At 68.6% G+C, this 18,639-nt stretch carries 19 protein-coding genes; 9 read left to right on the top strand and 10 right to left on the bottom strand.

The window, feature by feature from the left end; all coding sequences use genetic code 11:
- The 4 genes from prpB to MOX01_RS03840 are packed head-to-tail and all read right to left on the bottom strand — an operon-like array spanning position 1 to position 4,126.
- A complete protein-coding gene (gene prpB / locus MOX01_RS03855) occupies positions 1–903 on the bottom strand; it encodes a methylisocitrate lyase (RefSeq protein ID WP_058632947.1) in 903 nt (300 codons plus the stop codon).
- Positions 903–2,429 carry an MmgE/PrpD family protein gene (locus MOX01_RS03850; RefSeq protein WP_141368451.1) on the bottom strand — a complete coding sequence of 509 codons (1,527 nt, stop codon included), beginning with the start codon at positions 2,427–2,429 and terminating at the stop codon, positions 903–905. The genes prpB and MOX01_RS03850 overlap by 1 nt, the downstream gene beginning before the upstream one ends.
- A 3-nt stretch (positions 2,430–2,432) precedes the next feature.
- On the bottom strand, positions 2,433–3,098 hold the full coding sequence (locus tag MOX01_RS03845) for a GntR family transcriptional regulator (protein WP_141368449.1): 666 nt from the start codon (positions 3,096–3,098) through the stop codon (positions 2,433–2,435).
- A gap of 41 nt (positions 3,099–3,139) precedes the next feature.
- Positions 3,140–4,126: an EamA family transporter gene (locus MOX01_RS03840; RefSeq protein WP_141368447.1), complete on the bottom strand. Its 987-nt coding sequence runs from the start codon at positions 4,124–4,126 to the stop codon at positions 3,140–3,142.
- Between the two features lie 39 nt (positions 4,127–4,165).
- Between MOX01_RS03840 and MOX01_RS03835 the strand changes: the two genes are divergently transcribed.
- A complete protein-coding gene (locus MOX01_RS03835; protein ID WP_061017000.1) occupies positions 4,166–4,702 on the top strand; it encodes a CGNR zinc finger domain-containing protein in 537 nt (178 codons plus the stop codon).
- Here the strand turns inward: MOX01_RS03835 and MOX01_RS03830 are convergent.
- A complete protein-coding gene (locus MOX01_RS03830; protein WP_211368702.1) occupies positions 4,675–5,715 on the bottom strand; it encodes an AraC family transcriptional regulator in 1,041 nt (346 codons plus the stop codon). The genes MOX01_RS03835 and MOX01_RS03830 overlap by 28 nt on opposite strands.
- Positions 5,716–5,876: 161 nt before the next feature.
- On the opposite strand from MOX01_RS03830, the gene MOX01_RS03825 reads away from it, so the two are divergent.
- From MOX01_RS03825 to MOX01_RS03795, 7 genes are all read left to right on the top strand, one after another.
- A complete protein-coding gene (locus MOX01_RS03825) occupies positions 5,877–6,575 on the top strand; it encodes an alpha/beta hydrolase (RefSeq protein ID WP_141368445.1) in 699 nt (232 codons plus the stop codon).
- 177 nt (positions 6,576–6,752) lie between these two features.
- Positions 6,753–7,328 carry a glucose-6-phosphate isomerase family protein gene (locus MOX01_RS03820; RefSeq protein ID WP_058632952.1) on the top strand — a complete coding sequence of 192 codons (576 nt, stop codon included), beginning with the start codon at positions 6,753–6,755 and terminating at the stop codon, positions 7,326–7,328.
- Between the two features lie 8 nt (positions 7,329–7,336).
- Positions 7,337–8,827: a xylulokinase gene (gene xylB / locus MOX01_RS03815; protein WP_141368443.1), complete on the top strand. Its 1,491-nt coding sequence runs from the start codon at positions 7,337–7,339 to the stop codon at positions 8,825–8,827.
- Positions 8,827–9,798 (top strand): phosphoglycerate dehydrogenase, encoded by a 972-nt coding sequence (locus MOX01_RS03810; protein ID WP_061015293.1) that lies wholly within the window; start codon positions 8,827–8,829, stop codon positions 9,796–9,798. Before xylB ends, MOX01_RS03810 begins: the two co-directional genes overlap by 1 nt.
- Positions 9,795–10,754 (top strand): shikimate dehydrogenase, encoded by a 960-nt coding sequence (locus MOX01_RS03805; RefSeq protein ID WP_141368441.1) that lies wholly within the window; start codon positions 9,795–9,797, stop codon positions 10,752–10,754. The genes MOX01_RS03810 and MOX01_RS03805 overlap by 4 nt, the downstream gene beginning before the upstream one ends.
- Positions 10,754–11,725 (top strand): phosphotriesterase family protein, encoded by a 972-nt coding sequence (locus tag MOX01_RS03800; protein ID WP_141368439.1) that lies wholly within the window; start codon positions 10,754–10,756, stop codon positions 11,723–11,725. The genes MOX01_RS03805 and MOX01_RS03800 overlap by 1 nt, the downstream gene beginning before the upstream one ends.
- 74 nt (positions 11,726–11,799) lie before the next feature.
- Positions 11,800–12,096, top strand: coding sequence for a putative quinol monooxygenase (locus MOX01_RS03795; protein ID WP_230977795.1), 297 nt, complete (start codon positions 11,800–11,802; stop codon positions 12,094–12,096).
- A 94-nt stretch (positions 12,097–12,190) separates the two neighbouring features.
- On the opposite strand, the gene MOX01_RS03790 is transcribed toward MOX01_RS03795, so the two are convergent.
- The 4 genes from MOX01_RS03790 to MOX01_RS03775 form a co-directional block, all read right to left on the bottom strand.
- On the bottom strand, positions 12,191–13,192 hold the full coding sequence (locus MOX01_RS03790) for an ABC transporter substrate-binding protein (RefSeq protein WP_046747534.1): 1,002 nt from the start codon (positions 13,190–13,192) through the stop codon (positions 12,191–12,193).
- A 158-nt stretch (positions 13,193–13,350) separates the two neighbouring features.
- Positions 13,351–14,385 carry an ABC transporter permease gene (locus MOX01_RS03785; RefSeq protein WP_171011018.1) on the bottom strand — a complete coding sequence of 345 codons (1,035 nt, stop codon included), beginning with the start codon at positions 14,383–14,385 and terminating at the stop codon, positions 13,351–13,353.
- Entirely contained in the window at positions 14,385–15,887 is a 1,503-nt protein-coding gene (locus MOX01_RS03780; protein ID WP_046747533.1) for a sugar ABC transporter ATP-binding protein, read from the bottom strand. The genes MOX01_RS03785 and MOX01_RS03780 overlap by 1 nt, the downstream gene beginning before the upstream one ends.
- A gap of 179 nt (positions 15,888–16,066) precedes the next feature.
- Positions 16,067–16,936: a sugar phosphate isomerase/epimerase family protein gene (locus MOX01_RS03775; RefSeq protein ID WP_061015291.1), complete on the bottom strand. Its 870-nt coding sequence runs from the start codon at positions 16,934–16,936 to the stop codon at positions 16,067–16,069.
- Positions 16,937–17,163: 227 nt separating this feature from the next.
- Here MOX01_RS03775 and MOX01_RS03770 point away from each other — a divergent pair, with 227 nt between their 5' ends.
- Positions 17,164–18,165: a LacI family DNA-binding transcriptional regulator gene (locus MOX01_RS03770; protein ID WP_141368437.1), complete on the top strand. Its 1,002-nt coding sequence runs from the start codon at positions 17,164–17,166 to the stop codon at positions 18,163–18,165.
- 40 nt (positions 18,166–18,205) lie between these two features.
- On the opposite strand, the gene MOX01_RS03765 is transcribed toward MOX01_RS03770, so the two are convergent.
- Positions 18,206–18,625: an RbsD/FucU family protein gene (locus MOX01_RS03765; protein ID WP_141368435.1), complete on the bottom strand. Its 420-nt coding sequence runs from the start codon at positions 18,623–18,625 to the stop codon at positions 18,206–18,208.
- Positions 18,626–18,639 lie beyond the last annotated feature (14 nt).

Below are 18,639 nucleotides of genomic sequence, written 5' to 3'. Positions count from 1 at the left end.
TCACTCCTTCGTGATGGTGAAGTTGAAGACGCCCGAGTCGAAGTGGTTGTACGACTCGTAGTCGATCAGATCGTAGAGATCGGCGCGGTGCTGCATCTCGCCGAGCTTCGAGGTCAGGTGCCCCTCGTCGTTCAGAGTATCCAGTGCGCGGCCGGCAGCCCCCATCGAGATGCGCAACAGCGACACCGGCCAGATGACCAGGTTCACTCCGGCGTCGCGGAGGCTGTCGACGGAGAACAGCTCGCTCTTGCCGAACTCGGTCATGTTCGCCAGGATCGGCACGTCGAGCGCCTCGGCCATCGCCTCGAACTCGCCCAGGGTGCGCATCGCCTCGGGGAACACGGCGTCGGCGCCGGCATCCACCAGCGCCTTCGCGCGGTCGATCGCGGCGTCCAACCCCTCGACGGCCCGGATGTCGGTGCGCGCCATGATGAGGAAGTTCTCGTCGCGGCGGGCGTCGGCCGCCGCACGGATCCGCTTGATCGCGGTGTTCTCGTCGACCACGGCCTTGCCGTCGAGGTGACCGCAGCGCTTCGGGTTGATCTGGTCCTCGATGTGGGTGCCGGCGAGACCCGCGTCTTCGAGCTCCTGGATCGTGCGGGCGACGTTCATCGGTTCCCCGAAGCCAGTGTCGGCGTCGACGATCGCGGGGAGGTCGGTCATGCGGGCGATCTGCTTGGCGCGGCCGGCGACCTCGGTGAGCGTGGTGAGGCCGATGTCGGGGAGCCCCAGGTCGGCGGAGAGCACGGCGCCGGAGATGTAGACGCCGTCGAAGCCCTTCTGCTCGATCAGTCGGGCGCTCAGCGGATTGAACGCGCCGGGGAAGCGCAGCAGCTCCCCGGAGGCCAGTCGCTCCCGGAAGAGGCGCCTCTTCTCGGCAGGTGTGACGGTGGAGTACAGCATCAGAACAGACCCTTCGGGGCGTCGGCGGCTTCGAGCAGTCCGGGCTTCGCGACGATCGACAATTCGCCGACCTCGGCAGCGGTCAGTTCGGGCAGGCGCTGCACGAGGGCGAGGAAACGCTCGATCTCGGCGGGCTCGAGCACGGGCTGCGCCAGCAGACGGAACTTCGCGATGTAGTTCTCGCGGGCGAAAGGACGCGCTCCGAGGGGGTGCGCATCGGCCACGGCGATCTCGTCCACCACGACCTCACCGTCGGTGAGGCGGATCTCGACGCGACCGCCGAACGCCTTCTCGGCCGGGTCCTCGGAGTGGTAGCGGCGCGTCCACTCGGCATCCTCGGCCGTGGTGATCTTGTGCCACAGCGCGACCGTGTCGGCGCGACCAGCGCGCTCGGGGGCATAGGAGTCGACGTGGTGCCAGCCGCCGTCCTGCAGGGCCACCGCGAAGATGTACGGCACCGAGTGGTCGAGGGTCTCGCGCGACGCGGTGGGGTCGTACTTCTGCGGGTCGTTCGCGCCCGAGCCGATCACGTTGTGCGTGTGGTGGCTGGTGTGGATGACGATGGACTCGATGTTCGCAGGGTCGCGCAGCGCGGGGTTCTGCAGGCCGAGCTTGCGGGCGAGGTCGATCAGCGCCTGGGCCTGGTACTCGGCGGAGTGCTCCTTCGTGTACGAGTCCAGGATCGCGCGCTTGGGCTCGCCGGCGGCGGGCAGCGGCACGTCGTACGAGGCGTCCTTGCCGTCGAGCATCCACGCGATCACGCCGTCTTCACCTTCGTAGATCGGCGCGGGGCTGGTCTGACCGCGCATCGCCCGGTCGACCGCCTCGACGGCCATCTTCCCGGCGAAGGCCGGGGCGTGCGCCTTCCAGGTGGAGATCTCACCCTTGCGGCTCTGGCGGGTGGCGGTCGTGGTGTGCAGCGCCTGGCCGACCGCCTGGTAGATCGTCTCGACGTCGAGACCGAGGAGAGTGCCGATACCGGCGGCCGCGGACGGGCCGAGGTGGGCGACGTGGTCGATCTTGTGCTTGTGCAGGCAGATCGCGCGCACCAGGTCCATCTGGATCTCGTAGCCGGTGGCGATGCCGCGCACGAGAGCCTGGCCGTCCTTGCCGGTGTGCTGAGCGACCGCGAGGATCGGCGGGATGTTGTCGCCGGGGTGCGAGTACTCGGCTGCGAGGAACGTGTCGTGGTAGTCGAGTTCACGCACGGCGACGCCGTTCGCCCAGGCCGCCCACTCGGGGCTGGTGCGGTGATCGAGCTCGGCGCCGAAGAGGTTCGCGCCGACGCCGCCGGTCGAGACGGGGTGGCTGAACGCCTGCGCACGAGCCGCGTTGATCGGCGCACGGGTGAGGGAAGCGGCGGCCACCGACGCGTTGTCGATGATGCGGTTGATGATCATGTCGACGACGGGCTGCTCGACCTCGACCCGGTCGGCGGCGACCTCGGCGATCTTCCAGGCGAGCTGGTCTTCCCTGGCGAGGTTCTCGTCGCTGCGGTGCACACGGACGTGGTGGCTGACGGTCATTTCTTATCCTTCACTGTTACGGGAATCAAGGGAGTCGAGGATGCCGGCGAGCGCGTTGTGCAGGTGCACGTGCGTGGCATGGGCGGCGAGGTCGCCGTCGCGGGCGGCGAGTGCTTCCGCGATGGTGCGGTGCTCGGCGGCGGAGGCGGCGAGTCGGGCCGGCTTGTCCCTGGCCATCCGCCGCACTCTCACGAGGTGGGTGCGCACGGTGCGCAGCGCGGAGGCGATGTAGCCGTTGGCGACGGCCGCGTCGAGGGCCGCGTCGAAGCGGGCGATGAGCGCGTAATAGGCGTCTCGGCCCTCGACGGCGTCGAGGTCGACATGCGCGAACTCGTCGGCGAGGGCTGCGAAGAGCTGCGCGTCGCCCCGGGCGGCGGCGAGGCGTGCCGAGGATTCCTCGAGCGCCCGACGGATCTCGAAGAGGGAGCGGATGTCGTCGGCGTCGAGGTCTGCCACGACGGTGACGCGCGGAGACTGCTGCACCACGAGCCCGTCGGCGATCAGGCGACGGAGCGCCTCGCGCATCGGTGTACGGCTCACTCCCAGGCGCTCGGCCTGCTCGACCTCGCCGAGCACGAAGCCGGCCGGCAGGGCACCGGACTGGATGCCGTCGAGCAGCGCCGCATACGCGCGGTCACCCGCGGAGGTGCGTTCAGCGACGAGACTCATCCCCTCAGTGTATACATAAACCCGCCCTGCGCTCCCTCCTCTCACCCCCTGCGCCGACTGTACGTATACAAAACCCCGCTCCGGTCGGGAGGGGCGGGTTCGCCGAGCTTCACCACGACCACGCCGATCAACACCAGCACACCGCCGAAGGCCTGCAGCAGGTCGGGGAGCTGGCCGAGCAGCAGCCAGCCGAACAGCAGCGCGGCCACGACCTCCGCGAGTGCGACGAAGGAAGCGAGCCGCGACCCCAGCATGCGCGTCGAGGCGATGCCCAGCAGATAGGCGAGAGCGGTCGCCACCACCCCCATCGCGAGCACCGGGACGAACCAGGGAACACTGCCGAACCGGTAGGAGATGTCGTCGGTCGTCCATGCGATCGGCAGCACGCCGATCGCGCCGGCCGCAGTGAGCCCGAGTGCCCCGAGCAGGAGCCCGCTGCCGGCCAGGGCGAGGGGCGGCAATCCCGTGTCGGCCTTGGCGGACAGCACGAAGTAGGCGGCAGCGCCCACCATGGCGCCGAGTGCCCACAGGATTCCGGGCACGTTGACGTCGGCACCCGTGAGGACGTCGAGCATGAGCACGAGCCCGACGAAAGCGATCGCCGCACCGAGCAGGCTCTTGCGGCTCGGCCGCTCCCCTCTCCGCAGCCAGAGCCACAGCAGTACCGCGACCGGGGCGGTGTACTCGATGAGCAGCGCCAGCCCGACGTCCATCACCGCGACCGCCTGGAAGTAGAAGAGCTGGGTCGCGGCGACCGCGAGCAGCCCGTAGGCGAGGATCATGCCCGCATTGCGCCGCAGCAGCGCCCATCGTCCTCTCAGCGACAGGATCGTGGGGACGAGCAGCACGAGGGCGGCGACCCAGATGCGCGCGGTGACGGCGGCACCGGGACTCCACCCGGCGTCGATGAGCCCCCGCGCCCATCCGCCCGACATGCCGAAGGCGAAGGCCGCGGCGAGGGCGAGCGGCAGCCCGAGACGCACACCCCTGGCGGAGTGCACAACTGCGTCATCGCTCACCATGCTCATGATCGATGACGCTACTCCCGCGCGTTGTAACATGTCAATATGATCTTCACCGATGACACGGAAGAGGCGTTGCGCTCCGCGGTCTGGCTCGCGAACTCGGCGGAGCAGCCGGACACACTCACCGACATCGACGACGAGGGCACCTTCCTCCACGAGTTCCCCTACACCGGCCGCCTGGACCGCGATGAGGCCGAGGTCGCCTCGCTTCGCGGACTGCGTCCCCGGCTCCGTGCGATGCTGCTGGCGCCGCGCGACGAGATGGCCGCGCACGTCAACGACGCCCTCGCGGAGTCCCGCCTCACCCCCGCGCTGCGCCGTCATGACGGCGTGGACTGGCATCTGCACGCGGTGGCGGACGAGCAGCCCCTTGCCGAACGCATCCTGATCGAGACCGCGATGGCCCTGATCGACGTCATCCGTGCCGACGAGGGCTCGCGCCTCACCGTCTGCGAGGACGACACCTGCCGGGCCATCGCGCTCGACCTCTCCCGCAACCGCTCGAAGCGCTATTGCTCCACCACGTGCGCGAACCGCAACGCCGTCGCCGCCTACCGCGCGCGCCGCGCCGAGTCCTGAGCCGACGCCGACTCCTGAGCCGACGCAGAATCCTGAGCCGACGCAGAATCCTGAGCCGACGCAGAGTCCTGGGCCTGAGCCGGCGCGGGAGCCTCCTCCGACGCACCCGCGCCGACACCCGCCATGCGCGGGCGGGAGTGCTTCCGCCAGGCCAGCGGTGAACGACCGAAGCGCCGGCGGAAGGCTCGCGAGAACGCCGCCTCCGATTCGAACCCGACCGCATGCGCGACGGCACCGACCGCCATCGCCGTGGTCTCGAGAAGCTTCGAGGCGGCAAGCATCCGACGCTCCGCCACGTAGGCGGCAGGCGACTGACCGACGACGGCGGTGAACCGGTGGGCGAAGGCGGACCGTGACTGGTGCGTCAGGGCTGCGAGGTCGTCGACCGTCCACGGATGCTCGGGATTACGGTGGATCGCCGCCAAGGCCGGCGCGAGGGTCTGGTCGAGCGCGGTGGCCAGCCACCCCGGCTCGACCTTGTCGGAGGCCGACCACTCCCGCAGGGCATGGATGAAGACCAGGTCCAGGATGCGCGAGATCATGATGCACGCGCCGGGTCGGCGCTGTCCGAGCTCATCGAGCAGCAGTCGCAGGCTCAGCGCCAGCCACTCGTTTCCCGGCCGGGCCGACGATATGTGCACCACCGGGGGAAGAGCAGCCATCGACGGGCCGCCGAGCTCGCTCTGCGTGCGGAACTCGCCGGTGACCCAGCCCGGCGCCGCCTCCGCGCCGATGCCGCGGTCGGACTCGACCAGCTCGCGGGCGGGGACCGTCGAATCGGCGGTGGCGATGCTGTGCGCGAGCCCCTGACGGACCAGCACGAAATCACGGGGCTCGAGCACGATCGGCATCGCCTGACCGTCGACCCGGACGATCAGCCGCGAGTCGACGGCGAAGTGCACTCGAGTGACGCCCGAGGGGATGTCCACGTGGAAAGGAGCGGGCGGCGCGTAGAGCATCGCGTCCCGCCCGTCCAGGCGAGCGTGCAGGAGTGCTTCGGAGAGCGCGTCCACGGCATGATCGGTAGTCGATGCAGGATCGGCATGTTTTCGTAGGTCATCAGTCATGGTTTTTGCCCCAGAGTCCAACCTACTCTCTTCTTGGTTCCAGACCAGGAACCAACCGAAGGTCACGCGCGCACTGCACGAGCGACCGCGAAAGACAGGAGACGAACATGTCCGACAAGCCCGCCATCGTCCTGGTCCACGGCTTCTGGGGAGGGGCGGCTCACTGGGGTCCCCTGATCCTCGAACTTCGTCGCCGCGGCTACGACGATCTGCACGCGGTCGAGAACCCGCTCACTTCCCTCGCCGACGACGCAGAGCGCACGCAGAAGATGGTCCGTCAGATCGACGGTCCCGTCCTCCTCGTCGGGCACTCCTACGGCGGCGCCGTCATCACGGAGGCCGGCGACCTGCCCAACGTGGTGGGCCTCGTCTACGTGGCGGCGTTCGCTCCCGACGCCGGCGAGAGCGCAGGGCAGATCACTCAGGAGAACCCACCGGCCGCGGTCGACGCCATCACCCCCGACTCGGACGGCTATCTGTGGATCGCACAGGACCGCTTCCACGAGAGCTTCGCCCAGGACCTCTCCGCCGACGACGCGCTGGTCATGGCCGTCACCCAGAAGGCCCCCCTGGGGTCGACGTTCGGTGACACCGTGACGGCGCCCGCATGGAAGGCGAAGCCCACCTGGTACCAGGTCTCGACCGCCGACCGGATGATCAATCCCGACAACGAACGACGCATGGCGACGCGCATGAACCCGCGTCAGATCATCGAGCTCGACGCGAGCCACGCCTCCCTTGCGTCGCAGCCGGCCGCGATCGCCGACCTCATCGATGCCGCGGTCGCGGGGTCCAGCCTGAGCTGACGCGACGGCGGGGCGCCTCACTTTCGAATCGCGCGAATAGTTGCATCTGACGCTCGGATCCAATCATTCGCGCGATTCGAAGGGCCGGGAGATCTGGACGCAACCTGTCATAACAGGTAGGGTGAACCTGTCATTACAGGTTGCGCAGCGTCGCAGCACCCGTTACGAGGAGCACCGATGCCCGAGTTCCACGCCCCGCCGATCTCCCCCCTGGCGATCGCCTTCGACGCCGAGAAGCTCACGCTCTCGCCCGAAGGGCCGACTCTCACCCGGCGGATGTCCGACCTCGAGGGGCTCTTCCTCGACGCAGAGGCCTGGTCCACGGCATCAGCCGGCGAGAACCCCGTGGTCTACACCGTGGTCAGCTCCCCCGTGCCCGAGGTCGACCGCGAGCTGCCCCAGTCGATCACCACGATCATGCCCGGGGACACGAGCGGAGAGCTCTGGATGACCAAGGGCCACCAGCACCCGAACCATCAGGGCGAGATCTATCTGGCGCTGAAAGGTCGCGGCGGACTGCTCATGTTCGACGGCGAGCGCACCGAATGGCTCGACATGCTCCCTGGCACGATCGGCTACATCCCGCCTGGGTGGGCGCACCGCTCGGTGAACACCGGCGACGAGCCGTACTCCTTCCTCGCGGTGTACCCGGGTGGAGCGGGCCACGACTACGGCTGGGTGCTGGAGCACGGGATGGGTTCGCGGGCTTACCGGTCGCCCGAGGGCGTCGAGCTGCGTCCGTACGCGGGATAGGCGCCGCCATGATCATCGCGCACGACCTGGGCACGACGGGGAACAAGGCCTCCCTGCACCACGACGACGGCCGGATCGTCGCCTCGGTCACCGTCGCCTACCCCGCGCACTTCGCCGCGGGCGGCGTCGCCGAGCAGAACCCGGACGACTGGTGGAACGCGGTCGTCGCCGCCACACGTGACCTGATCGCCCGCACCAGCACGCCCACGAGCGACATCGTCGGACTCGTGGTGAGCGGACAGATGATGGGCGCCGTCCTCCTCGATGCCGAGGGCGAGCCCGCGCGACCGGCGATCATCTGGGCCGACACGAGAGCCGGAGCCCAGCAGCGCGAGCTCGAGGACGCGATCGGCGCCGAACGCGCGTACGGGATCCTGGGGCACCGTCTGAACCCCACCTACTCGGTCGAGAAGATCATGTGGGTGCGCGACAACGAGCCCGACGTCTGGGCGCGCGTGCGCCGGGTCTGTGTCGCGAAGGACTTCATCGTGCTGCGCCTCACCGGGCGTCTGGCGACGGACCGTTCCGACGCGTCAGGCACCAACGCCTACGACCAGGCGGCCGGCACCTGGTCGGACGAGGTGCTGCGGGCCGCACGCCTCGACCGCGCGCTGTTCCCCGAGATCCTCGAGTCGACGCAGATCGCGGGAGCACTGACGGATGCCGCTGCGACCGCGCTCGGGCTGCACACGGGCGTGCGTGTGGTGATGGGCGGCGGCGACGGCCCCCTGGCCGCGGTCGGATCGGGCGTGGTCGCTCCGGAGGACGGCGCCTACGTGTGCCTCGGCACCTCGTCGTGGATCTCGTTCGCAGCGGACGCTCCGCTGCACGATCCGGGAATGCGCACCTTCACGTTCGACAACGTCGTCCCCGGCTCGTTCGTGCCCACGGCGACCATGCAGGCCGGCGGTGCCTCCGTGCAGTGGATCGCCGAGGCCCTCTCCCCCGACCCCGCCCACCCGGAGACCGGACGGCTGACGGCCGAGGCCTCCGCCGATGTCGACACCGACGACCTCTACTTCCTCCCGTACCTGCTCGGTGAGCGCTCCCCGCTGTGGGACCCGGACGCCCGTGGCGCATTCGTCGGTCTCTCGCGGCACCACGGTCGGGCCCACCTCGTTCGCGCCGTGCTGGAGGGCACCGCGTTCAACCTGCTCAGCTGCATCCAGGCATTCCGCGCGTCGGGCGCCGTGATCGACCGCATCGATGCGGTCGGCGGCGGAGCGCAGAGCGACGTGTACCTGTCGGTGCTCGCCGACGTCTGGGGAGTTCCCGTTCGTCGCCGCACGATCGTCGAGGAGGCGAACAGCCTCGGAGCCGCCGTGACGGCCGCGGTCGGGCTCGGGATCACCGACTTCTCGGCAGCACGTGCCCTCAGCGAGGTCACCGCCGAGTTCACCCCGGATGCTGGCCGCCATGCCGTGTACGCCGAACGGCACGCGCGGTTCGCGGATGCCTACGCGGCCCTCGCGCCGTGGTTCGCCGGACGGCCGCGCTGATGGCTGTGATCCTCGTCACCAGCCGATCCTTCTCGGACGGCGACCTCGATCTGGTGGAGCGGGCAGCGCAGTCCGGACACCGCGTCCTCCGCGGGCCCGCGCACCACGACATGGACGAGCTGCGGTCGCTGCTGCACGGCGCCGATGCCTGGATCGCAGGAACCGGCGCCATCACCGATGCGCACCTCGCCGCGGCCCCGAAGCTCAAGATCGTCGCCCGTTACGGAGTGGGCACCGAGTCGGTCGACCTCGCTGCCGCGCGCGATCGCGGCATCCCCGTGACGAACACCCCCGGCGCGAACGCCGACGCCGTGGCCGATCACGCTGTCGGTCTGATGCTGGCCGCGCTGCGGTTCGTGCCGGACGGCGACCGCCGGGTGCGCGCGGGCGACTGGGGGGTTCGACGTGGACGGGAGCTCGGCGCCGCCACGGTCGGCATCGTCGGCTTCGGCCGGATCGGCCAGGGCGTCGCTGCGCGTCTGAGCGGCTTCGGTCCGCGCGTGCTCGCGGCCGACCCGTTCGTGCCCGACGACGTGGTGCGCGCCCGCGGGGCGGAACCCGCCTCGGTCGACGACCTGTTCCGCGCGGCCGACGTGATCACTCTGCACGCCCCGGGCGGCCAGCGACTCGTCGATGCGGAGCGCCTCGCCGGCATGCGGCCAGGCACGGTGCTGGTCAACACCGCCCGAGGGGACCTGGTCGACGAGGCCGCAGTGGCCAGGGCACTGCACGACGGCGTGCTCGCCGGTTACGCGGCCGACACGCTCGACGGGGACACCGCAGCGCACGCGAGTCCCCTGCTCGCGCCGGAGCTCGCCGACCGGGTCATCGTGACCCCGCACCTCGGCGCGCAGACCACACAGGCGGTCGACAACATGGGCTCCCTCTCGCTCGCCGACGTGATCGCCGTCCTCTCCGGCGGCGAGCCCGCGCATCCCGTCCCAATCCCCGCCTCCGAGGAGACCCGATGACCACCACCGCCGACACCGTGACCTCCGGATCCGAGACGGTCGCCGCCGACTACATGGGCTTCGTCGGGGTGACCACCGCCTCCTCGTCGATCATGAAGGTGTTCCCGCTCTGGGCCGACATCCTCGACCTGCCGACGCGCACCCTGGTCGGTCACGACCTGCCGATGGATGCCGACCCCGTGCAGTATCGCGCGATGGTCGAGCAGATCCGCGACGATCCGCACCACCGCGGGGCCCTGGTGACCACGCACAAGATGAACGTGTTCGCCGCCGCCTCCGACCTGTTCGACGAACTCGACCCGTTCGCGGTGTCGTGCTCCGAGATCTCCAGCATCTCCAAGCGGGGGCGGACGCTGTCGGGAAGGGCCAAGGACCCGATCACGGTCGACCTCGCGCTGAACGACTTCCTGCCCACGGACCACTTCACCCGCACGGGGGCTGCGGTCGTGATCCTCGGGGCCGGAGGCTCGGGCACCGCTCTCAGCTGGGCTCTCGCCGAACGCCCCGACTCCCCGTCGAGGATCACGGTGACCGCCCGCACGCAGGACAAGCTCGACCACCTGCGCGAGGTGCACCGCCAGCACGGCACCCGTGAGGGGTTGATCGAATACGTCGTCACCACGACGCCGGAAGAAGCCGATGCCCTCGTCGCGGCTGCGCCGGCCGGCTCGGTGATCGCCAATGCGACGGGACTCGGGAAGGACCGCCCCGGCTCCCCCCTGACCGACGCGGTGGTGTTCCCCGATGGCGCGTACGCGTGGGAGTTCAACTACCGCGGCTCGCTCGAGTTCCTCCATCAGGCCGAAGCGCAGGCCACGGTTCGCGACCTGCACGTGGTCGACGGCTGGCGCTACTTCATCCACGGCTGGTCGCAGGTCGTCGCCGACGTGTTCGAGCTCGATCTCACACCCGAGACCGTCGAGCGACTCGCCGAGGCCGCGGAGTCGGTGCGCTGATGTCCGCCGTCGTCCGCACGGTGCTCGGGGACATCGCCCCGGCGCTGCTCGGGCGCGTGGACTACCACGAGCACCTGTTCCAGGTGTCACCGCTGCTGCCGGGAGACGAGCTCGACGACGAGAAGGCCTCGGGCGAAGAGGCGGCCCTGCTGCAGGCGAGCGGATTCGAGGCGATGGTGGATGCCACCCCCTTCGGTGTCGGCCGCGACGCCTCCGCCCTGGCGCGGATCAGTGCGTCGACCGGACTGCACATCGTCGCGACGACCGGACTGCACCGTGAAGCCCACTACGGCGCAGACCATCCGATGCAGGTGTGGACCGCCGACCGTCTGGCCGCCCTCTTCATCGCCGACATCACACGCGGCATGCCCGCCGACGATGCGGAGATCTTCGAGGCCCCAGAGGTGTCCATCGCCGCAGCGCCCGACGGCGCGCCCGTGCGCGCCGGGATGCTCAAGGGCGGCGCCGACTACTGGCGCATCAGCCCGTTCGAGCGCACCACGCTGGTCGCGGTGGCCGAGGCGCACCGCGCGACGGGGGCGCCTGTCATGGTGCACCTGGAATTCGGCACGGCGGCTCACGAGGTGCTCGATCTGCTCGCGGCCGAGGGGGTGTCCGCCGACCGCGTCGTGCTCGCACACGCCGACCGCGACCCCGATCCCGGCCTGCACGTCTCCCTCGCGGATCGCGGAGCCCACCTCGGCTACGACGGCTTCGCACGACCCCGCACCCGCTCCGATGCCGAGCTGCTCGCCCTGACGGTCGCTGTCGTGGAGCGCGGCGCCGGGGACCGGATCGTGCTCGGTGGCGACGTGGCTCGTCGCACGCGGTACGTCGCCTACGGCGGCATGCCAGGACTCGCCTACCTCGGCGAGCGCTACCTCCCACGCCTGCGCGACGCGATCGGCGACGAAGCGGTGCACCGGATGCTCGCGACCACACCGGCCCGACTGCTGACGCTCTCCACCTGAACCCGAGCATGGGCCGGAACAAGAGCATGCACATGGGCATCCACATCCGCATCCGACAGCCCCGAGGAGACACTGTGTCAGAGCCGACCGTCCTGCATGCCACCTTCACTGCACGACCAGGCACCGGGGACATGGTGGCCACCCTGCTGCGTGCGTTCGCCGATGTCGTGCGCGCCGAGGAGGGCAACCTCGTCTTCGACGCGTCCCGGCTCGTCGACGATCCCGACCGCTTCTTCGTGTACGAGGTCTACCGCGATGAGGCGGCCTTCCACGCCCATCTCTCCGCCCCCGCCGGTGTCCCCTTCAACGCCGCGCTGCAGGAGCTCATCGTCGAACCCTCGTCGCAGCTCACCTTCCTCCGTCGGGTCTGACCCAGGTACCACCCCCACTCCGCCCCATACGCACCCACCTGGCAACGAAGAAGCCCCCCACCCGGAGGTGAGGGGCTTCTTCAGCGTTGCGGTGTCACTCGTAGAGCACGGCCGCGATCTTCTCATCGTCGATGTTGCTCTTGTCGTACCAGTACGAACCGGTGTCGTAGAACTTCTCGACGGAGTCACCGTTGGCGGCGTCGTAGGCGGCCTGCACGACCTGTGCGCCGATGCCGATCGGGTCCTGCGTGATGGCGCCGGCCATGGTGCCGTCCTTGATGGCGTTGATCTGCGCTGCGCCGGAGTCGAAACCGACGATCGTGATCTTGCCCTTCTCGAGGCCCAGCTCGTTCACGGCGTTCACGACACCGATGGCGGAGCCTTCGTTGGTCCCGTAGATGCCCTTGAGGTCGGGGTGGGCCGCGATCAGGGTCTTGGCGATGTCGGCCGACTTGAGGTGGTCGCCGTCACCGTACTGGATGTCGACGATCTCGATGTCGGGGTAGTCCGCCTCGATCTTGTCGACGAAGCCGTCGCGGCGCTCGACACCGGTCGAGTTGATCTGCGAGTGACCGACGATGGCGACCTGGCCCTCGCCGCCGATCAGGTCGGCCATGTGCTCGGCAGCGAGCGCACCGGCGACCTTGCTGTCGGTGGCCGACAGGCTGAGCCCGACGTCGCCGTTGCAGGGGGCGTCGAAGTAGACGACGGGGATGTCCTTCGCCTTGGCCTGCTCGAGGGGGGCGACGCACGCCTCGGGGTCGAGGGCGGCGTAGGCGATGGCGTTCGGGTTCTTGTCGATCGCGGCGGTCAGCATCTCGAGCTGCTGCGCGATCTCGGTCTCGGCGGCAGGACCCTCGAACGTGATCTTCACGCCGAGCTCCTTCGCCTTGTCCTCCGCTCCCTTCTTGACGGCCTGCCAGAACTGGTGCTGGAAGCCCTTCGAGACCATGGCGATGTACATCTCGCCGTCGCTGCTGCCGCCGCTGCTCGAGCCCTCTTCGATCACGTCGCCGCCTCCGCCGGCACAGCCGGCGAACACCAGTGCGGATGCGGCCACCAGGGCCACGAGTGCGGTCTTCTTCCCGAATTTCATGAAAACTCCATTGTTTGGGTACGACTCGGTTTGTTCTGTGTGGATGCCGGACGAGCCGGCGCTGTGGACATTCCAGGTGCCTGTGCGGATGTCTCCGCGGGGTGTCGGCCGGGGCCGGAGGACGACGACGGGCACGGGTTTTCGCCGCCGTCCAGGTCTCAGGTGCGCTGTCGGTTGCGCAGCGAGTCGAGGAACACCGCGAGCAGCACGACCACGCCGACGACGATGTTCTGCCACTCGGGCTGGATCGACATGATGCGCAACCCGTTCACGAGCACGCTCATGATGAGGGCGCCGATCACGGTGCCGAGGATGGATCCGCGTCCTCCCAGCAGCGAGGTGCCGCCGATGATGACCGCGGCGATCGCCTGCAGCTCGTATCCGGTGCCGATCTGCGGCTGGGCCGAATCGAGCCGCGAGGCGATGACGATGCCGGCGACCCCGGTGAAAGCTCCGGCGAACATGTAGATGAGGATCGTCCAACGACGCGTGTTGACGCCCGAGAGGCGCGTGGCCTCCTCGTTCGAGCCGATCGCGAACGTGTACCGGCCGAGGAGCGTCTTCGACAGCACCAGGTACGCGATGACCGCGAGCACCGCTGTCACGAGCACGGCGTTCGGGATGCCGGGGATGATCACGCCGAGGGCGATCTTCTTGAAGTCGGGGGCCGACGTCGAGAAGTAGATCGGTGCGACACCCGAGATCACGAGGGCGAGGCCGCCCGCGATCATCATCATCGCGAGGGTGGCGATGAACGGCGGGAGGCGGAGGAACGTGATGTTCACACCGTTCACGAGCCCCATCAGCACACCGGTCAGGACGCCGCCGATCACGCCGACCCACACCGGGAGCCCCATGTTGGTCACGAACACACCCGTCATCACGGCGCACAGCGCCATGCCGGTGCCGATCGACAGGTCGATGCCGCCGGTGATGATGACGAAGGTGGTGCCGAGGGCGAGGATGCCGATGACCGCCGTCGACAGCAGCACCGTGGCGATGTTGCTGAAGGTGAAGAAGTTCGGGCTGGCGATCGAGAAGAAGATGATCAGCACGATGAGCGTGCCGAACGCCAGCGACTGCTGGAACTGACGCTTCAGGAACGCGCCGACGTCTCTCTTGTCCGTGTTCTCGTTCACGGCGGTCTGGATGATCGTCGTCGTCGACGATCCGGGCTGCTGCGGAGCGCTCATCAGTCTTCCTCCCCGTGGGCTGCGAGTTGCATGATCTTCTCCTGGCTTGCTTCCTCGTTGCGGAGCGTCCCGGTGATGCGGCCGTTGGCGAACACCGCGATGCGGTTCGCCACGCGGAGGATCTCCGGGAGCTCGGATGAGATGACGATGATGGATTTGCCTGCATCAGCGAGCTGCTGCATGAGGCGGTAGATCTCCTCCTTCGCGCCGACGTCGATGCCTCGCGTCGGTTCGTCGAAGATGAGGATGTCGCAGTCGCGCATCAGCCACCGGGCGATGACGACCTTCTGCTGGTTGCCTCCGGAGAGGAGCTTGACCACCTGGTTGACCGAGGGGGTTTTCACCCGCAGCTGCTGCACGTACTCCTTGGTGCGGTTCTTGGCCTTGCTGTCGCCCATCCAGCCGATCGCGTTGGCGTAGGAGCCGAGCGAGGCCAGCACGGTGTTGAACGTCACGTCCTGCTCGAGCATCAGCCCGAGGAGCTTGCGGTCCTCCGAGAGGTATCCGACGCCGTGCTGCACCGCGTCGGCGGGCTGGGCGATCTTCACGGTGCGACCGTCGATCGCGATGGTGCCGCCGTCGCGATGGTCGGCGCCGATCACCGCCCTCGCGGTCTCGGTGCGTCCCGCACCCATCAGCCCGGCGAACCCGAGGATCTCGCCCTTGTGCAGCTGGAAGGACACGTCCTTGAGAAGGTTCCTGGTCGACAGCCCCTGCACATCGAGGACGATCGGGTCGTTGGCGTGCTCGCGGGCCTGAGGACGGGTTCCCTCGTCGATCACACGTCCGACCATCATCTCGATGATCGTCGGGATGGTGATCTCGGACCGGTCGAGTGATCCGATGTATGTGCCATCACGCAGGACGGTCACCCGATCGGCCAGGCGACGCAGCTCGTCCATGCGGTGCGAGATGTAGACGATCCCGGTGCCACGCGCCTTGAGCTGCTCGATCAGCACGAACAGCGTCTCGACCTCGGTGTCGGTGAGGGCCGAGGTGGGCTCGTCCATGATGAGCACCTTGGCGTTGAACGACAGGGCCTTGGCGATCTCGACCATCTGCTGCTCGGCCACCGTGAGCTCGCCGACGAGTTGCCGCGGGTTCAGGTGGATGTCGAGGCGCTGCAGCAGGTCTGCGGTCTGGGCGTTGAGCTTGCGCTCCGACAGGAACGGGCCCGTCGTCGGCTCCCGCCCGACGTAGATGTTCTGCGCCACGGTCAGATCGGGCATCAGGTTGAGCTCCTGATGGATGATCGTGATGCCGAGCTCCTGCGCCTGAAGAGGGCTCGTGAGCTCGACCTCCTGACCCTCGAACGTGATCGTCCCCTCGTCCTTGGTGTAGATCCCGGAGAGGATCTTCATCAGGGTCGACTTTCCCGCGCCGTTCTCACCCACGAGCACGAGCACCTCGCCGGCGTGCACCTCGAGATGCACGTCCTTCAGCGCCTGCACGCCGGGGAATCCTTTGCTGATCCCCTCGACCCGGAGGATGGGTCCACTCATGCGCTCACCTGCTTCCTTGAAGGTTCTGCTTCGATGTCGACGGATCATTCCGCCGCAAACATCGGATCAATTCTGCGTCCTACGCTACGGGCAGCGCAAGTTGTATCTAAATGTATCTAACGTCGACGAGGTTGGGAAGACCTGTAATGACATCTTGATCTTTCCCGCCCTTCGCCGACTCAGTGCAGGCGGATCGACTCGACCGCGACGAGCTTGTCGCGGATGTAGGCGTTCGCGTGGGCACCCAGCTCGACGTTGTCGTTCCAGAGGTTCCGCCAGATGCCGAGCATGCGGCTGAGGTCAGGGGCGACGACCGCCGACGAGAACGACTCGAACACGATCGGGCCGTCGTACCCGATGCGCCCGAGCGCCTTGAAGAACGCGTCGAAGTCGACGGTGCCGGTTCCCAGATAGCCGCGGTGGCTCTCGCCGATGTGCACGTAGCGCAGGGCGGGTGCGGCATCGAGGACCGGCGCGAACATATCCGACTCCTCGATGTTCATGTGGTACGTGTCGATGTGGATCCCGAGATTCGGCCGGTCGACCTCGGCGACGTACGCGAGAGCCTGCCGCGCCGTGTTGAGCACGTTCGTCTCGTAGCGGTTCACGACCTCGAGCGAGACCGACACTCCGCGCTCGGAGGCATGGTCGGCCACCCGCGCGATCACGTCCCGGCTGCTCGCGAGCCCTTCGGTGGTCACCGGCTCCATGTACTTCTTCATCGCGCTGTAGATCACGCCGCAGAAGTGCTTCCCTCCGAGATCCGCGAGCACGTCGACGGCCTTGATGAGCAGGGCTTCACCGGCCGCGACGATCACGGGGTCGGAGCTCGTGACGTCGGTCGCCTCGGACAGGCCGAGCGACGCACTGACGTCGAGGCCGTATTCCTCGAGAGCATCCTTCGCGACCGCGACGTCGAAGGAGAACGGATCCATCAGCGGGAACTCGATGAGGTCGAAGCCCGCCTCCTTGGTCTTCTGCACCGCCAGACGGATGCCCTCGGCATCGAAATTCCCCGTCCAGACCAGACCGTGACAGCCGATGTTCATGAGACCTCTCACAGCGGGTGTCCGGCACCGTCGCCGCCCCGGACTTGGCACGTGCCAAGTCCGGTGTGCGAGTCACGCTACGTCGGGGGCGGCAGCGGTGTCAAGAACTTTCTTGGCACGTTGCAACTCCTCCGATATCCTGAGGCCGCCACCGCGGTCAGGAGCCCCGATCGCCGCGGCGACGATGAAGACAACGAAGACGAAGACGAAGAAGACGAAGGAGCCCCATGCCAGCGAGCGTCAAGGACGTCGCCGCCCTCGCGGGAGTCTCCTCCTCCACCGTGTCGAACTACCTCAATCACCCGCACGTGCTCGGAGCCGCGAGCCGCGAGCGGGTACGGGCCGCGATCGAAGAGCTCGACTTCGTGCCCAACGAATCCGCTCGGCAGCTGCGGGCCGGCTCCAGCAAGGCGCTGGCGCTCATCCTCCTCGATGCCTGGCTGCCCTACTTCCACGACCTCTCGCGCGGCGTCGAGGACGTGGCGCGCGAGGGCGGCTGGTCGCTCTTCTTCAGCAACAGCGACCGCGACGAGACACAGGAGCGACGCAACCTCGACATGTTCGAGGCGCACCGTGTGCAGGGCATCGTCATCTATCCGCTCGGCGACGTCGTACCGCGCCTCGAGGCGCTCGCCGATCGCGGCATCCGCTCGGTCGTGGTGGGACCGATCCCCGACTCATCGAAGGTCGCATCCGTGCTGTTCGACGATCGTGCCGGCGGCCGCCTCGCGGGGAAGCATCTCGTCGATCTCGGGCGACGACGCATCCTGTTCCTCGGCAACCCGGCGGTGAGCCAGTCGAACGATCGTCTGGCCGGGCTCCGCGAAGCCGTCGCCGACACGGACGCGACGGTGTCGACGGTCGAAGTGCCGCACTTGGCGACCGAGGACGGCCTGGAGGCCGGCATGCGGATCATCGCCCTGCCCCCCGCCGAGCGGCCCGACGCCGTGTTCGCCGCGAACGACATGGTGGCGCTCGGCGTGCTCACGCAGCTCCTGCGCCACGGCGTCCGCGTGCCGGAGGAGATCGCACTCATCGGGTTCGACGACGTCGCCCAGGCGCACCAGGGTGTCGTCCCGCTCACCAGCGTGCGGCAGCCCGGCTACGAGATCGGCCGCGCCGCCGGGGTCGCCCTGCTGGCACAGCTCGCCGACCCCTCGGCACCCCCGCCCGCGACGACGCCGTTCCCCGCCGAGCTCATCGTGCGGGAGTCGACCGTCGGTCGCTGAGACGGTCGTTCTCTGGCTGCCGCGAGGCCTCGCTCCTTCGTCAGGCCGAGGGGTGGCCGACCACACCCTTGCGCAGCAGCGCGTTGCTGTATTTGCGCGTCTCACCCGTGCGCACCATCAGATACGCGGTCTTCGCGACCTCGTAGTAGGCGAACCGCTCGACGAAGGCCGTCGTGTCCACGGCTGTGCCCGCCGCCGCCATGAGCTCGCGCTGCACGTCGAGCACCTCGCCGTCGGCCGAGGTCATCAGATCGAGGCCGGGGGCGTCGTCCAGCGGCAGCACGGTGCGGATGGCAGCCACCACCTCAGGCGTCGTGGTGCCGGGCAGGTCGATCACACGTGCGCCCAGACCCCACGCGGGGAAGTGCGCGTCGGCGACGACCACGGCATCGGAGTGCCCCATGCGGTCGAGGTGCAGCAGCAGCTCTCCCGTCAGCAGGGGATGGATTCCTTCGAGCACGAGTGCTCCTCTCG

The sequence above is a fragment of the Microbacterium oxydans genome (genome assembly GCF_006540085.1).
Taxonomy (GTDB): Bacteria; Actinomycetota; Actinomycetes; order Actinomycetales; family Microbacteriaceae; genus Microbacterium; species Microbacterium oxydans.
The sequence above is the reverse complement of the archived record's forward strand: the minus strand, read 5'-3'. Positions and strand labels throughout refer to the sequence as shown.

What these genes read in the sequence shown, in the direction of transcription:
- MOX01_RS03780 (WP_046747533.1), bottom strand. Translation starts at nt 15,887, where the DNA reads ATGAGTGGACCCATCCTCCGGGTCGAGGGGATCAGCAAAGGATTCCCC.
- MOX01_RS03790 (WP_046747534.1), bottom strand. Translation starts at nt 13,192, where the DNA reads ATGAAATTCGGGAAGAAGACCGCACTCGTGGCCCTGGTGGCCGCATCC.
- MOX01_RS03825 (WP_141368445.1), top strand. Translation starts at nt 5,877, where the DNA reads ATGTCCGACAAGCCCGCCATCGTCCTGGTCCACGGCTTCTGGGGAGGG.
- prpB (WP_058632947.1), bottom strand. Translation starts at nt 903, where the DNA reads ATGCTGTACTCCACCGTCACACCTGCCGAGAAGAGGCGCCTCTTCCGG.
- MOX01_RS03850 (WP_141368451.1), bottom strand. Translation starts at nt 2,429, where the DNA reads ATGACCGTCAGCCACCACGTCCGTGTGCACCGCAGCGACGAGAACCTC.
- MOX01_RS03785 (WP_171011018.1), bottom strand. Translation starts at nt 14,385, where the DNA reads ATGAGCGCTCCGCAGCAGCCCGGATCGTCGACGACGACGATCATCCAG.
- xylB (WP_141368443.1), top strand. Translation starts at nt 7,337, where the DNA reads ATGATCATCGCGCACGACCTGGGCACGACGGGGAACAAGGCCTCCCTG.
- MOX01_RS03775 (WP_061015291.1), bottom strand. Translation starts at nt 16,936, where the DNA reads ATGAACATCGGCTGTCACGGTCTGGTCTGGACGGGGAATTTCGATGCC.
- MOX01_RS03845 (WP_141368449.1), bottom strand. Translation starts at nt 3,098, where the DNA reads ATGAGTCTCGTCGCTGAACGCACCTCCGCGGGTGACCGCGCGTATGCG.
- MOX01_RS03810 (WP_061015293.1), top strand. Translation starts at nt 8,827, where the DNA reads ATGGCTGTGATCCTCGTCACCAGCCGATCCTTCTCGGACGGCGACCTC.
- MOX01_RS03835 (WP_061017000.1), top strand. Translation starts at nt 4,166, where the DNA reads ATGATCTTCACCGATGACACGGAAGAGGCGTTGCGCTCCGCGGTCTGG.
- MOX01_RS03840 (WP_141368447.1), bottom strand. Translation starts at nt 4,126, where the DNA reads ATGAGCATGGTGAGCGATGACGCAGTTGTGCACTCCGCCAGGGGTGTG.
- MOX01_RS03800 (WP_141368439.1), top strand. Translation starts at nt 10,754, where the DNA reads ATGTCCGCCGTCGTCCGCACGGTGCTCGGGGACATCGCCCCGGCGCTG.
- MOX01_RS03805 (WP_141368441.1), top strand. Translation starts at nt 9,795, where the DNA reads ATGACCACCACCGCCGACACCGTGACCTCCGGATCCGAGACGGTCGCC.
- MOX01_RS03820 (WP_058632952.1), top strand. Translation starts at nt 6,753, where the DNA reads ATGCCCGAGTTCCACGCCCCGCCGATCTCCCCCCTGGCGATCGCCTTC.
- MOX01_RS03770 (WP_141368437.1), top strand. Translation starts at nt 17,164, where the DNA reads ATGCCAGCGAGCGTCAAGGACGTCGCCGCCCTCGCGGGAGTCTCCTCC.